This window comes from Vibrio tubiashii (genome assembly GCF_028551255.1).
Classification (GTDB): Bacteria; Pseudomonadota; Gammaproteobacteria; order Enterobacterales; family Vibrionaceae; genus Vibrio; species Vibrio tubiashii_B.
In genome coordinates this window covers 2,242,123-2,256,653 of sequence record NZ_CP117029.1, presented here as the reverse complement: position 1 = coordinate 2,256,653, position 14,531 = coordinate 2,242,123, and the positions used below count along the sequence as shown (strand labels likewise).

Sequence of the window (14,531 nt, the reverse complement as noted above, 5' to 3'; positions counted from 1 at the left end):
AAAGACTGGGGCTTTTTTTCGTCTACTTCGTTAGGGGTATTTGTTCGATAAACTTTCTATCTATGTCTATACCTATAGGTAAGTAACGCTCCACATGGAAGAAGATTACTCGTCAAGGATAGAACCATGAATTTTAAAAATATTCCCTTAAGGTTCAAAATCGCGCTAGGTACAGGGGCTCCGCTCATTCTCCTCGTGTTTTTGGCTTTTATTGCAATCACAAGCTCACGCTCACAAGTTCAAACCAATGCTATGGTTGACCATACTCACAATGTTATTCAGCAGGCAATGAAGATCGAAGCGGCTGCTGTTGATATGGAAACAGGTATGCGCGGCTTTCTTCTCGCAGGTAAGGAGGAGTTTTTAGATCCTTACCTGAATGGTCAACAAAGATTTACTAAGCTGGTCGCTGAACTCAAGAATACGGTTAATGACAACCCGGTTCAGGTTAAGCGTTTAGATGAGATTGAAAAAACGATCAATGATTGGAGAGTCAATGTCACTGAGCCCATCATCGAACTTAGGCGTGAGATTGGACACGCCAAAACCATGGACGACGTGTCAGACCTTGTTGGTGAAGCACGCGGAAAAGTCTATTTCGACAAGTTTCGCGGCCAAATCGCTTTGTTTACAGAGCGAGAAGCCAAGCTACTTGAGCAGCGACAAGCAACCAATAAAGACAAGTTCGATAACAGTGTTTTCTCTCTTGTTACCTTGAATGAACAAGGCTATTTAGAAAAATCAGAAACAGAAGAGTTACTTAGCTCATTTTCTCAACTTGGCGAAGCAACAGATTGGGTTAATCATACTTATAAAGTGATGGCTTCTGCGCAAGATGTTCTTGCGGCCGCTGTAGATATGGAAACAGGTATGCGCGGTTATCTGCTTGCGGGCAGAGAAGATTTCCTCGACCCTTACAACCAAGGCAGTGGAAAGTTTAAGCAACTGATATTTAAGCTTAAACAAACAGTCAGCGACAATCCTCAGCAGGTTAAGTTGTTAGGAGAGATGAACGATACCATCAGTGAATGGCAATCTGAAGTTGTAACGCCGATCATCAATTTACGACGAGAAATTGGTGACGCCAAAACGATGAATGATATGGCGAAACTGGTTGGTGAAGCACGAGGTAAGGTCTATTTTGATAAGTTCCGTAGCCAAATCGCAGAGTTTGTTGCGATGGAAGATGGTTTGATGGATGAGCGTCAAGCGGCCGCAGTTTCAGCTGCCAAAACCACGGAAACAACTTTGATGTTAGGTACGCTAATAGCGATTGGTTTGGGTACAGTCATCTCTTGGGTAGTGCTTAAAGCGATAACTGTTCCGGTCAAACAAGTTGCCATCGGCCTTGAAAGCCTAGCAAATGGAGACTTAACCAATACTATCGATATTGATTCTAAAGACGAATTAGGTGCCATGGCCGCGAGCTATAACCAAGCAGTGAAGAAAACTAATGGTGCGATTCTTGAGGTGTTGCGTACTACCGATGAGGTGGTCGATGGAACCATGGCTATCACACAGGCGAATACCAACATGTCGCATGAGCTTGGGGTTCAATCTGAGAAGATTGCCCAGATATCTTCATCCATAGAGCAGATGAGTCATAGTATCCAAGAAGTGGCAACCAAATCTTCAGAAGCCACCGCTAATGCTCAAGAAGCAGGGGTAACGGCGAACTCGGGTGGCCAAGTTGTGAAAAACACCATTGAGGGAATGAACTCAATTAATGAAGCGGTGACAGCGTCATCCAATAGTGTTGCTGAACTGGGTAAACGCGGGGCGGAAATTGGCGAAATAATTAATGTGATTAATGAAATTGCCGAGCAAACGAATTTGTTAGCACTCAATGCCGCTATTGAGGCAGCGCGAGCAGGGGAAGCTGGGCGAGGTTTCGCGGTAGTGGCGGACGAAGTTCGTGCATTGGCAGATAGAACCACCTCTGCAACACAAGAAATCGGACAATCGATTGAAGCGATTCAAAACGAAACATCGCTTGCAGTTGAACGTATGGAAGTAGGGGCGACGCATGTGTCTGAGGGGTTAGAGTTAGTCAAAAAAGCGGGTGTCAGCCTTGATGAAATCGTGAATGGCGCTCAAAATGTTGCCAATATGATTGACAGCATAGCGGCGGCGGCCGAAGAGCAATCAGTAGCCAGTGGCGAAGTTTCAAAGAACGTTGAAAGCGTGTCAGAGGTGTCTGTTGTTGCCAATGAGCAAGCCAACTTGGCCGCTAACTCAGCTCAAACTCTAGAGCAGAAGGCAGAGTCTCTGAAACGTCTCGTTAATCAATTCAAGGTGTAAGAGCGAGGACGGACTGCGTCCTCGGGAAATTGGAACGGGCTGCGCCCTATAGAACGCTTTGCTCCGAGATTCGAGAACGGGCTTCGCCCTTCGAGAAGACACAAATATCCACTTCTCCGTAGGACGAAGTCCGTTCCCGCCTCTCGCTTCTTTACTTATCGTCTTCTGGTAACTTAACGTTAAGCTCTAGTACTGAGATATCGTCATCTTTGTGCTCGAATGACAAATCAACCATAGAAGGGTCGATAGCGACGTACTTACTGATCACCTTAAGAATGTCTTCTTTTAGCTGTGGTAAGTAAGACGGTGCTGGATCACCTTGGCTACGGCGCTCGGCAACAATTATTTGTAGACGCTCTTTGGCTAAATTTGCAGAGCTTTTTTTCTGGGGACGGAAAAACTCAAGTAATGACATTTAGCCTCCGAATAGTCGTTTAAAGATTCCTTTCTTCTGTTCAGTCAGGAAGCGGAAATCCACTTGCTGACCTAGCAGGCGCTCAACGGTGTCGTTGTATGCCATACCTGCATCAGACTGCTCGTCAAAAATGACGGGCACGCCTTTGTTCGAAGCATTCAGTACCGCTTGGCTCTCTGGAATAACACCCAGTAGAGAGATATGCAGAATCTCTTCAACGTCTTCGACGCTTAGCATCTCACCTTGGTTCACTCGCGCTGGGTTGTAGCGCGTTAGCAGTAGGTGCTGCTTCACTGGCTCTAAACCTTCTTCCGCTCGGCGAGACTTAGAGTCTAAGATGCCAAGGATGCGGTCAGAGTCGCGTACAGAAGAAACTTCAGGGTTAGTGGTAACAATCGCTTCATCTGCAAAGTATAGCGCCATAAGTGCGCCTTGCTCGATGCCTGCTGGAGAATCACAGATAATAAAGTCAAAGCCCATTTCGTCTAACTCATCTAAGATGCGGCGAACGCCTTCTTTGGTCAGTGCATCTTTATCACGAGTTTGAGAAGCAGGAAGAATGAACAGGTTCTCCGTGCGTTTGTCTTTGATCATCGCTTGGTTCAATGTCGCTTCGCCGTTGATTACGTTGACGAAGTCGTAGACCACACGGCGTTCACAGCCCATGATAAGATCGAGGTTACGCAGACCAATATCGAAATCGATAACTGCCGTTTTCTTTCCTTTTACAGCAAGGCCTGAAGCGATTGCGGCGCTTGAAGTGGTTTTACCCACACCACCTTTACCTGAAGTGACAACAATAACGCGTGCCATTATGTGTTCCTTATAATATTAAATCGTTAACAACTCGAACTTGAGTGAGTCGTCTTGCAAACTGAACATAACTTTTTGCTGCCAGAACTCGTCGGCGAACTGCTCGGTGAGCCAGTAGTGTCCTGCGATCGACATAAGTTCGGCATTGAGCTTATTGCAGATGATGACTGCGCCAGTGTTTCCACTCGCCCCCGCTATTGCGCGGCCGCGTAGAGTACCATGGATGTGAATAGATCCATCTGCAATGACCTCAGCTCCCTCACTAACATGATTGAGTACCACAAGATCGCTGTCCTTGGCATATATCTGTTGCCCAGAGCGCACCGGAGTACGGATAATCTTGGTTGGTGCCATCTTCGCAGGAGCTTGAGCTGGAGACTTGCTTGCAGACATGACCGCAAACTTAGCTTCAGAGGCTAAATTTTGTGTGCGCTTGTCTTTACAGCCTGTGACGCCTACGGGAATCATACCAGCTTGGGAGATACCTTCTTTCAGTCTCACAAAGTCAATATCACCATCGACTTTTGAAATATTGATGACAACGGGCGCATGAGCAAAAAATGCCGGAGCTTGCTCTACCTTTTCTTGTAGGAAATGAATAGTTTTATCAACATTGTTGTCAGAAAGGTGCAAAACTGACAAAGTAAAGCTGCTGCCTTTTAGGTCTGGGGTGTGTGACATCTTTTACTTACAACCTCTTAAGGGCGTTGCCTGAGACTAGGGGTGTCATGTTATATTCCCAGAATAAGCACAGCAAGTTATCTTGCGCTCAATTGAGTGTTTTGCTTTAAAAAATAGCGAAACATTGACGTTCAATGAAATAAACGGACAAAAGGCTTCCAATGCTTTGTGCAATTTACAAAAGTTCTAAAAAAGAAGGCGCTTACCTATATATCCCGAAAAAGGATGATTTTTCACAAGTTCCTGACACTTTAATGCAGATGTTTGGCAAACCTATTATGGTTATGGTGGTCAAACTGGAAGGGCGCACACTGGCACAAGTTGATGTCGAGAAAGTAAAACAGTCTTTAACAGATGATGGCTTTTTCTTGCAGTTGCCACCGCCACCAAAAAACCTACTCGATGAATATAAAGAGCAAAAACAAGCTCGTCAGCAATCTGAAGAGTAAATAATAATTAGATTGTTGGTTTCTATTGCTCAAGGAGGGCAATGTGAAAAAACTACTGTCAGTCGTTCTAGGATTAACACTCTCTACCTCTGTTTATGCGAATGAGGTCAGTTTTGAGCAATATGTTGAAGGCTTAAAACAAGAAGCTCGAACCAATGGTATTTCGGAGCAAATTATCAATCAGGCTTTTGAAAATGTGACTCATAAGCCTCGTGCTGTAAAAGCGGATAAGAACCAACCGGAAAAGAAATTAACACTGGATGAGTACATTCCTCGTGCAGTCCCTGATTGGAAGGTAAAACAAGCGAAAGCGCTCTACAAAGAGCACTATGCTGAGTTAAGCCGAATTGGTGAAGAATACGGTGTACAACCACGTTTTATCGTTGCGCTTTGGGGTGTAGAAAGTAACTTCGGTAAATTCACGGGCAACTACCCTGTGATCGATGCACTATCGACGCTCGCCTACGATGGTCGCCGAGAAGCCTTCTTCCGCAAAGAAACCATGGCCGCACTGCAAATCTTGCAAGAAGGGCATATCTCAGTCAGCGACTTTAAAGGCTCTTGGGCCGGGGCGATGGGACAATGTCAGTTTATGCCAAGTTCGTTCCTTTCTTATGCTGCTGATGGAAGCGGTGATGGTAAGAAAGACATTTGGAATACAGAAGCGGATGTATTTGCTTCAGCCGCCAATTATCTGAGTCAATCTGGTTGGAATGACAAGTTCACTTGGGGGCGTCAGGTTAAGCTACCGCAAGGTTTCGACATGAACCTAGAAGGGCGTGTTGAAGGTAAAGAGAAAACCCTAGCGGAGTGGAATCAACTTGGCATCACGCGCTACGATGGTAGTTCACTGCCACAAGTGGATGTGGATGCATGGTTGACCGCGCCAGACAATGCCAACGGGCGAGTCTATCTGGTTTACAACAACTACAATGTACTGATGAAGTGGAATCGCTCTTACTACTTCGCTTTAGCTGTCAGTCATCTCGCTGATAGAATTACGTTGTAGACAAACAATTTAAACAAAAGGAGCTCTCTTGAGCTCCTTTTTCTTTTGGAGATCCTGTGCTTTCAGAACGTGCTGCGCAAATGGTGGTGTTTGCCGCTTTGCTCAAACATAAGAATTTTACCTTGGCTGCTAAAAGCTTAGGTGTCTCGGTCTCACATGTCAGTAAGCAATTAACTCAGCTTGAATCATCGCTGGGTATAAAGCTTGTACAACGTACCACGCGCAGCTTTACGCCTACCGAGGCTGGACAAAAATTTTATGAACATTGTGCTCAGTTGGTTTCGATAGTGGGGGAGGCTCAGCTAGAGGTTGAAAGCCAGCGTGATGAGGTAGCAGGACTAGTGAAAATTGGTTTGTCGCAATCTTTTGGTACCCTGCACATCATTCCAGCGATTGATGAACTGCGTCAGCAATATCCTAATCTTCAAGTTGAAGTGCATTTGTTTGATTACAAGGTAGATATGCTAGAAGAGGGGTTGGATCTGTGGATTACCAACAATGAACATCTTCCAGAAGGCTATGTGGCTCAGCGCTTAGCGGACTCACAGTTTGTTGTTGCAGCCTCTCCTGATTATTTAGTTAAGCATCAAACCCCAAGTCATCCAAGTGAACTGACGGAACATAATTGCCTGATTTATCGAAGCTGGGAAAGGGATTATACACGATGGTCATTTAGCAGCCCTCAAGAACAGTTGAGTATTAAAGTCTCTGGGAACTATTCGGTCGACTTAGCAGAAGCGGTCCGTGATGCTGCGGTTGCAGGGTGGGGAATCGCCTATCTAGCGACTTATCTTATCGGCGATGAATTTAAAACCGGGCAACTTATCCAGCTGTTTCCCGACTGGAACGCGTCGCAAAGCATGCCATTTTACGCGGTCTATCCAAGTCGTCGTTTCTTACCCAAAAAGACGGTAGCCGTGATCGATTTTATAAAGCAGAAAATTGGCAACCCGTGCCATTGGGATAAGAAACTGGCGCCCTATATTCAAAGACCCTGACTGCGGCATCTGGGTAAGATCAATTTTTCTTACTCCATAAACATCATTTCCATCTGGAAAAGATAGTAATAGGCAAACGTTTATATTTTTATTTATCAATGAGTTATTTTTATGGTGATATTTTAAGCTCTGTAAAATACATCCAGTTAACAATTGTGACTTGAATCTCATTTTTAGATCACTAGACTCCGACGCCACTCTTGTTCCCCCTTCTGTCGGATTCATGTTATGAACTCAATTCTCGGTGTTGTAGCCATTCTATTTACTGCTTGGCTGCTCTCTACAAATAGAAAGAAAATTAATTTTAAAACGGTATCGCTGGCGTTTGCATTGCAAATTACCTTTGCGCTATTGGTGTTGTACGTGCCAGCAGGCAAAGAAGCGCTGAACAGCGTGACAGGCGCCGTTTCTAATCTTATTAACTATGGTCAAGAAGGTATCGCTTTCTTGTTTGGCGGCTTAGCAACAGGTGGCTTTACGTTTGCAATCAACGTTCTTGGCATCATCATCTTTTTTTCGGCGCTGATTTCTGGCTTGTACCACATTGGGCTTATGCCAAAAGTGATTAACCTCATTGGTGGTGGGCTGCAAAAGCTATTGGGTATAGGTCGTGTTGAGTCTTTGTCTGCGACAGCAAACATTTTTGTCGGCATGATTGAAGCGCCGCTAGTGGTAAAACCGTACTTAAAACAGATGACGGACTCGCAGTTTTTCGCTGTTATGTGTGGTGGTCTTGCCTCTGTGGCTGGTGGTACCTTGGTTGGTTACGCTTCGCTAGGTGTGGATCTCAACTACCTGATTGCGGCGGCGTTTATGTCGGCTCCGGCAGGTTTGTTGATGGCGAAGATCTTAGTACCTGAAACGGAAACCATCAGCCCGAGCACTGAGCTAGATAATGCCGAGATGCCGAAAGCGACCAACGTCGTTGAAGCCATGGCTGACGGTGCAATGTCTGGTTTGCGTATTGCAGTCGCTGTTGGCGCAACCTTACTTGCCTTTATCAGTGTGATAGCGATGCTTAACGGCATGCTAGGTTGGGTTGGCAGCTTAGTTGGAGTAGAGCTGAGTTTTGAGCTAATCCTTGGCTACGTGTTCGCGCCAGTGGCGTGGCTACTGGGCGTTCCTTGGAATGAAGCCATCACTGCAGGTTCGTTAATCGGTAATAAAATTGTTGTGAACGAGTTTGTCGCTTTTATCCAATTAATGGATGTCAAAGCGCAGCTAAGTGAGCACTCACAAGCTATCGTGACCTTTGCACTGTGCGGCTTTGCAAACATCTCAACCATGGCGATGCTCATCGGTGGCTTAGGAAGCCTAGTACCTGAAAAGCGTCCATTCATTTCCAAATACGGCTTCCGCGCCATTGCGGCAGGTGTCATGGCAAACCTTATGAGCGCGTCAATCGCAGGTGTGATTCTTAGCCTTTAAGAGTTGGAGCGGACTTCGTCCTTTAGAACGCTTTGCTCCGAGAATCGGGAACGGGCTTCGCCCTTCGAGATTTTTTCGTTCCCACATCCCGAATCCATAGCGAAGCGTTCCAAAATAAAAAGGATTGACACTTGGTGCCAATCCTTTAATTTTCTCGCTTCTCGCTTCTCGCTTCTCGCTTCTCGCTTCTCGCTTCTCGCTTCTCGCTTCTCGCTTTTATTTCTTAGTATGAAACTGCTCACAAGCCAGCATGGTGTTCTCAATGAGGCTTGCTACCGTCATTGGCCCCACACCGCCTGGTACTGGGGTAATAAAGCTTGCGCGCTCTTTTGCGTTGTCATAATCAACATCACCAACTAGCTTGCCTGAATCTAAGCGGTTAATACCTACATCGACCACTACTGCACCTTCTTTGATCCAATTGCCAGGAATAAAGTTTGGTTTACCTACAGCAACCACAACTAAGTCAGCTTGGCGGACATGACCTTCTAGGTCTTTAGTGAAGCGGTGGCAGGTGGTGGTCGTGCACCCTGCAAGTAGCAGCTCAAGCGTCATAGGGCGGCCGACAATGTTTGATGCACCCACAACAACCGCATGCATACCACGTAGGTTGATGTTGTAGCGCTCTAGTAGAGTGATAATGCCTTTAGGCGTACAAGAGCGGAGTTTAGGAATACGTTGAGCCAAACGACCTACGTTGTATGGGTGGAAACCATCGACGTCTTTTTCAGGGTGAATACGCTCAAGGACATGTGTCGCATCAATACCAGCAGGAAGCGGTAGCTGAACAAGAATCCCATCGATCTCAGCGTCACCGTTTAGCTCATCAATAAGAGCCAGTAGCTCTTCTTCTGTCGTCGTTGCAGGAAGGTCAAAAGATTTTGAGACAAAGCCAACTTCTTCACATGCACGACGCTTACTGCCGACATAAACTTGAGAAGCCGGATCTTCGCCGACAAGAACCACTGCTAGGCCAGGAGCACGCAAGCCAGCTTCTTTACGAGCTTTTACGCGGGCTGCAACTTCTGAGCGAACAGTTTGGGAAATTAGAGTTCCATCAATATTTTGAGCGGTCATGACTTTCCTTTAATAAGAATGGCGAATTATTTGCAGCGCATTGTCGCAAATTATTTGACGAACATCTATAAGCAAACGTTTGCTTTGTGGTGTTTTTAATCAAAATAGAATTCTGTGACCTTTTTTTAGTCAGTCAGATCATAATGTTACTAAAAGCCCTTGTTTTAAGAATTCGAACTCGTATAATCCTTTCCCTGTAGCGCGCCCTTAGCTCAGCTGGATAGAGCACGTCCCTTCTAAGGATGTGGTCGTAGGTTCGAATCCTACAGGGCGTGCCATTTATTCTAGAAACCCGATAGCTCATAGAGTTGTCGGGTTTTTTCGTTTTGGTGCTTTTCCAACTTGTCTATCTCACGTTGTTAGGTGGTCAATGACTGCCATTTTCAGTACTCAATATCGAGTCAATGCTGATACGTGAATGCTCTTATCTTTTAGTGGCTTGCTTAAGTATTACTCAATATGCATCTCTTTTGTGAATGATGGCCGCTTTAGGTTTGGCTTTGTGAATGTTTATATGGGTTTGTTTTTGTGGTTAATTGATTGATATATAGGGATAAAATGGATTTTTATAATGATTAATTTGTAACTGCGATTCGGCTCGTGTATCTAAGTCTGCGGCTAGTTATAGGCTTTAATGTGTCGGCCTTCTAGCATCCACTCGAAAATTAGATGACAGATGTAGTTAGATGGCGGACAAAAAAGATTTAAGTGACAAGCGAGTACTTATCGTAGAAGAGAACAGTATGTTGTCTTCGTCGATAAAAAACATGCTGAAAAAAATGGGTGGTGCAGAAGATAAGTTGCACAAGGCACAAAATGTCATGACCTTTAAGCAGCTTGTTAACCAGCATCGCTTTGATCTGATCATTTGTTCTTATGCCAGTAAGAAGAAAATAGTCGGCCCTAAATATCACTACCTTTATCAGCAAAGCCGTGCCTACTCACGTGACTGCTCATTTGTCGTGATTGCCAATAGTGGCGATGATGACCATATTAGAGGGGCAGAGGAGTTAGAGCCGGACAATATTCTCGGTCACCCTTTTAACTACAACCAGTTTAAGCACCTTATTGCCAGCAGCTTAATTAAACGTTCGATTTTGGCAACGGTGCATAAGAAGCTCGAAATTGGTTTATATGATGACGCGATTGAAATTTGCAACCGACAATCAAAACGTAAGGGGATTGAGTGGCTAGACTTTCACAAAGTCGTTGTTGATTGCTACGTAAAACAGAACAAATATGACTCAGCTCTACTAGTCCTTAAACAGTTGAGTAGACAGGTAAAACATCGTTGGCCACTTGTAAAACAGATTTCGCTGCATGATGAAATGGGAAATGAGGTGGAAGCATTAGCTCTAGCCCATGAATATGAACTTCTCGGTTACCCTGATGACCCTTTGGTTTCGCAGATCACAGCACGTCATTCATTGCTTGATTGTGATTTAGACAAAGCTGTTCGGGTAATGATCAAACTTTCAATCCGCTACCCACATATCGTTCATCTAACGCTTAAGTGTGTGATGCTGTGTATCATGCTCTCGGACTATCGAAAAGCGTCGATGTTTCTCGCCAAAATTGACTATGACTCGGTGCTAGATGACGAAGAGTTAGTGTTTATTGAGGAGCTAAGGTTGTTTCTCGAAGCACTTATCGCCATCAAAACACGCAACAAAATGAATCCGGCGACTTTGAAAACGTCTCTAAAGGCAATTTTGGCCATTCAAGAGAATGAGTTAATCGATAACCATAAGTTCTCAAAAGGTCTGTATCAGCTGTTGTTACAAGTCAATGGAGTGAACCCAGTTTGCTCGCCAAAGCGTCTTGAGCTGCTGTACAACCAAACTAAGCTAGAACATCGCAAGTTTGCTCTACTTGCAGTGGCACTTCATATTGGTTGCTTAGATTTAGCCAGAACTTGGCTAGATGAGTTAAGGCTGCTCAACTCAAGCAAGAAAGATATTGCGATGACGATTAGCTGCATTGTGCTGGATAAAGCCGAAGCAATATTGAGTGTTAAAGCGCAAGCAATGCAGCAAGCGACAGAAAAGGCGTCGCTAGGTCGTGTGATTGATGCTTTAGCGATAAAGGCCAAAGAGGCGCCTTATTTTATCAACCATCACTCTCACTTTATTAACGCCATGCTTAAGTTTAAGGTGTCTGATAGCAGCAATATTGAGTTGCTTAAAGAGCAATTTCCTGTGAGTGTAGGAATTGTAATCGAGAACTTGATAAAGCAAGATCCGATGCACCCGAAGGTGACACAGATCCAAAAAGCAAAGCGTATTGTGCAGAAACGTCTCCAGACTCCGGTTCACGCTTAGCATAGAGGTTTGGTGAATAGTTGCTCAGACATCGATTGAATACTGTACTTACGTAAGGCTTTTCGGTAGCATGTCGTTCCTTTAACAAATCCTAATAGACTAAGCTCAAGCTTGGCACCTTACGCTCAGAGAACATGCGCAGTATCCATACCAAAATTAAACCTGAATTCGAGCCGTTACTGGCGGAGCTCGCTCTTCATGCTTTACTCCATTTGCGTACTAACCATACTGCGATCGTTTTAGGTAGCAAATCTCGCTCTCAAGTCAACGATATTCTTTCGGCCTGGCTAAACAAAGCCGCTAACAGCAAGAAATATAAGCCTTTCAAAAAGAAGGTTAAATCGCTTGTCAGCCATGCGCGTTCTCAGCGGTTGGACATGGAAGCCATGTTGGGCAATTTGCTGACTCCCGTCGAAGGGGATGAACTGCCACACCTTGATAGCTTTTTGCTGCTGGTTAATACCCTCGAAAAAGAGCTCAACACCACAGTGCTGGTCTCAAGCCCTGAAGCTGTCGACTTACAACACAACAGCAAAGGGTGCTTGCTTTGTGTACTTTCTGCTGATCTCAATGCCCATTTCAATAATCGTAATCGCTTGGTCGCGAATATTTCGATGTTGTTTCGTGGCACTCACGGAGAAAAGCACACTTTCCTCCGTACAATATATTCTTCATCTCTGTTTGATCACCATATCGAGTTTGAAGATGGTGATTTTGTCAGAATTACCCTCTCGCTTAGGTAGTACCGAGCTTAAATTTCTCTAGGTGCTCACTCACTTCACTGACTTCTTCACGATAGTTAGTGACCACTTGATTCATCCTGTCTGCGAGTTGCCCTGTATTTTGTGCGATATCTGATAGTACATCGACATCTTGGTCGACCGCTTCGCTGGCTTTGGACTGCTCGACCGTAGAGTTGGCGATACTAGTGATGTGTTCATTCACCGTTTCAATCAGCACTTCTAGCTGAGAGACGCTGTTAGTGACTTCAGAAACAGAGTTGAACGTTGAGTCGGTCGCTTCTCGGCTTTTATCCATATTGCTCACCGCAGTTTGCGTATTATTGGTGATGTTTGAAAGCAATTGAGAGATATGTTCGGTTGCTTCTTTACTACGCTGAGCAAGATCTCGAACTTCGGAAGAAACAACGGCAAAGCCACGGCCATGTTCCCCTGCACGAGCAGCTTCAATGGCAGCATTCAAGGCTAACAGGTTGGTTTGCTCGGAAATGCCATTAATAGTTTCAACAATTTTGCTGACACTTTGCGCGTCTTGCTCTAACTGAGACATACAATCCTGAGTTTGTTCTATTTGGTTGACCAAGGCTTTCACAATCTCATACGAATCTTGGCTTTGCTTTTGACACGTGAGCACCTTATTGGTCATTTGCTCCGTTTCTTCTAATGCGCGCTCAGAAGAAGAGGCGATCTCTAAACTGGATTGAGAGAGCTGAGTCATGGCAGCAGCGATGTTACCACATTTGTCGGAGGTTGCTCGACTACTGTCACCTAGATCGTTGGCCCCTTGAACCATTTGATCGAGTCGTTGATGGCTATGCTCATTGGTTTCGGTGACGTTAATCAACAGCCGCTTAATGCTCGATACCAAGCCATTGACACTTGACGATATTTGCGACAGTTCATTTTTCCCTTCGTCCTTCAGCACCATGCTAAGGTCGTTAGATTTCGACATACTCGCCAAGTTACTTGTGAGTTCGCCAACTCGTCGTTTGAGGCTTGAAAGACTGACAACTAGTCCACCAACTAAAATCGCGCCCATACAGACTATAGCGGCGATCATCATACTGAGTAACCACTGGGCAGAGCTTGCTTGAGCAGAAACCACATCAGTCATTGTGGTGGCCAGTTGGTTACGTATTTTATTGACTAACTTGATTCTCTCTGTCGCCAAGCCGAACCAATCTAACGCGGAAGGCCCTTGCAGTTCTTGTAGCTGTGCTTTCTGGTTTAGGTATTGGTTTTGAATATCAACGACTTGCTTCCAAGTTGGGCTATTTTTGGCTGCCTCAAGTTGGCTTGAGAACTCATCTGGCATGGCAAGACTTGCCAACCTCTCTGCGTATTCGCCGGATTTGAGATAATTCTCTATTGCGGTGTACTGACCAAGCGAAGAGTTTTTACGAGCAAAAGCCCCGTTGAGTGCGCCGCGAACTTGTCCGGCTCTTTCTTTAATGACCATCACTGAGGTTAAAGAGTTACCTAGCCTGATAATCTCAGAGTTACTTACGCCCGAAACTAGCAGAACAGCATTGTCAATTGCGAGCTGGTTGAGATTGGAGTAGTAAGCGAATGGAGAGCGTTTAGGTGAAAGCTGATCAACTTGGTTACGGATTTGATTGATATCCGCAAGCTGAGTATCCAAAGACTGTTTCAGCTTGTTCGTCAGTTCTGAAGAGATATATTCAGGTTTAAATGCGTTAAATGCCGCGATGTGCTGATCGGCATTTTTTCGCTGCTCTTTGAGTTTAGCGACTTGCTCTTGTGCGCCTTTACTTCCAAGTACTCCAGCCGTTAAGCCGCGTTCTACCGCAAGGTTATGAGCCAAGTTATCGTAGAGCAGTGTTAACTGAATGATTTCCTGATCGCGATTGGACTGTTCTACGGTGGTCTTTTGGAAAACGGCGACTTCTACCGCCATTAGCAGAGCTAAGATTAAGGGAATACCCGCTAATGCGGTAAAGATACGGTGAAGTGAAAAGCGTTTTATGAGCGATCGCATAAATGGCCTCCTGACGTCGAATTTATAATTATGATGTATTGATAATAGTTGAAATGATTTTTTCGTTGAGTGACCAAAGCCATATTGTGTGCGTTAAACTCAATGGTAATTAAGGGAACAGAAATAAAGCTAATCTCTGTCATAAAAATTTAATCTAAGTATGCATTGAGAAAGTCTCTAAATTTCATCATATTGTAATGACTATGTAACAAAAGAGAGACTAGCCTATGCAGCACCAAGAAATGATTCAACCTTCCAACTTTGGCCTAATCGGTCGTACTTGCTTATTTTCTTTAATCG

12 protein-coding genes and 1 tRNA gene are annotated in these 14,531 nt (G+C 44.8%); 8 read left to right on the top strand and 5 right to left on the bottom strand.

What is annotated here, in order from left to right; genetic code table 11:
• Positions 1 to 126: 126 nt before the first annotated feature.
• Complete coding sequence (locus LYZ37_RS10210; protein WP_272785414.1) at positions 127 to 2,301, top strand: CHASE3 domain-containing protein; 2,175 nt, start codon at positions 127 to 129, stop codon at positions 2,299 to 2,301.
• A 151-nt stretch (positions 2,302 to 2,452) separates the two neighbouring features.
• Here LYZ37_RS10210 and minE read toward each other — a convergent pair whose 3' ends face one another.
• From minE to minC, 3 genes are read right to left on the bottom strand one after another with little or no spacing between them, the layout of a single operon-like run.
• Positions 2,453 to 2,716, bottom strand: coding sequence for a cell division topological specificity factor MinE (gene minE, locus LYZ37_RS10205; RefSeq protein WP_272785413.1), 264 nt, complete (start codon positions 2,714 to 2,716; stop codon positions 2,453 to 2,455).
• The gene (gene minD / locus LYZ37_RS10200) at positions 2,717 to 3,529 is read right to left on the bottom strand and encodes a septum site-determining protein MinD (protein WP_004748505.1); all 813 of its coding nucleotides are present in this window, start codon (positions 3,527 to 3,529) and stop codon (positions 2,717 to 2,719) included.
• An 18-nt stretch (positions 3,530 to 3,547) separates the two neighbouring features.
• Positions 3,548 to 4,210 carry a septum site-determining protein MinC gene (gene minC, locus LYZ37_RS10195; protein ID WP_171321055.1) on the bottom strand — a complete coding sequence of 221 codons (663 nt, stop codon included), beginning with the start codon at positions 4,208 to 4,210 and terminating at the stop codon, positions 3,548 to 3,550.
• A gap of 161 nt (positions 4,211 to 4,371) precedes the next feature.
• On the opposite strand from minC, the gene LYZ37_RS10190 reads away from it, so the two are divergent.
• The 4 genes from LYZ37_RS10190 to LYZ37_RS10175 all read left to right on the top strand — a co-directional run bounded on the left by LYZ37_RS10190 (position 4,372) and on the right by LYZ37_RS10175 (position 8,094).
• Positions 4,372 to 4,659 carry a YcgL domain-containing protein gene (locus LYZ37_RS10190; protein WP_272785412.1) on the top strand — a complete coding sequence of 96 codons (288 nt, stop codon included), beginning with the start codon at positions 4,372 to 4,374 and terminating at the stop codon, positions 4,657 to 4,659.
• 43 nt (positions 4,660 to 4,702) lie between these two features.
• Positions 4,703 to 5,668, top strand: coding sequence for a lytic murein transglycosylase (locus LYZ37_RS10185; protein ID WP_272785411.1), 966 nt, complete (start codon positions 4,703 to 4,705; stop codon positions 5,666 to 5,668).
• A gap of 56 nt (positions 5,669 to 5,724) precedes the next feature.
• Entirely contained in the window at positions 5,725 to 6,666 is a 942-nt protein-coding gene (locus LYZ37_RS10180) for a LysR family transcriptional regulator (protein ID WP_272785410.1), read from the top strand.
• A gap of 228 nt (positions 6,667 to 6,894) precedes the next feature.
• Positions 6,895 to 8,094 (top strand): NupC/NupG family nucleoside CNT transporter, encoded by a 1,200-nt coding sequence (locus tag LYZ37_RS10175; RefSeq protein WP_272785409.1) that lies wholly within the window; start codon positions 6,895 to 6,897, stop codon positions 8,092 to 8,094.
• A 216-nt stretch (positions 8,095 to 8,310) separates the two neighbouring features.
• Here LYZ37_RS10175 and folD read toward each other — a convergent pair whose 3' ends face one another.
• Complete coding sequence (gene folD / locus LYZ37_RS10170; protein WP_004748512.1) at positions 8,311 to 9,171, bottom strand: bifunctional methylenetetrahydrofolate dehydrogenase/methenyltetrahydrofolate cyclohydrolase FolD; 861 nt, start codon at positions 9,169 to 9,171, stop codon at positions 8,311 to 8,313.
• 201 nt (positions 9,172 to 9,372) lie between these two features.
• Here folD and LYZ37_RS10165 point away from each other — a divergent pair.
• The 3 genes from LYZ37_RS10165 (at position 9,373) to LYZ37_RS10155 (ending at position 12,235) form a co-directional block, all read left to right on the top strand.
• Positions 9,373 to 9,449, top strand: a tRNA-Arg gene (locus tag LYZ37_RS10165).
• A gap of 408 nt (positions 9,450 to 9,857) precedes the next feature.
• Positions 9,858 to 11,492, top strand: coding sequence for a response regulator (locus LYZ37_RS10160; RefSeq protein ID WP_272785408.1), 1,635 nt, complete (start codon positions 9,858 to 9,860; stop codon positions 11,490 to 11,492).
• A 134-nt stretch (positions 11,493 to 11,626) separates the two neighbouring features.
• The gene (locus tag LYZ37_RS10155) at positions 11,627 to 12,235 is read left to right on the top strand and encodes a DUF2913 family protein (protein WP_272785407.1); all 609 of its coding nucleotides are present in this window, start codon (positions 11,627 to 11,629) and stop codon (positions 12,233 to 12,235) included.
• Here the strand turns inward: LYZ37_RS10155 and LYZ37_RS10150 are convergent.
• Positions 12,228 to 14,231, bottom strand: coding sequence for a methyl-accepting chemotaxis protein (locus LYZ37_RS10150; protein ID WP_272785406.1), 2,004 nt, complete (start codon positions 14,229 to 14,231; stop codon positions 12,228 to 12,230). The two genes, LYZ37_RS10155 and LYZ37_RS10150, sit on opposite strands and share 8 nt — an antisense overlap.
• Positions 14,232 to 14,531 lie beyond the last annotated feature (300 nt).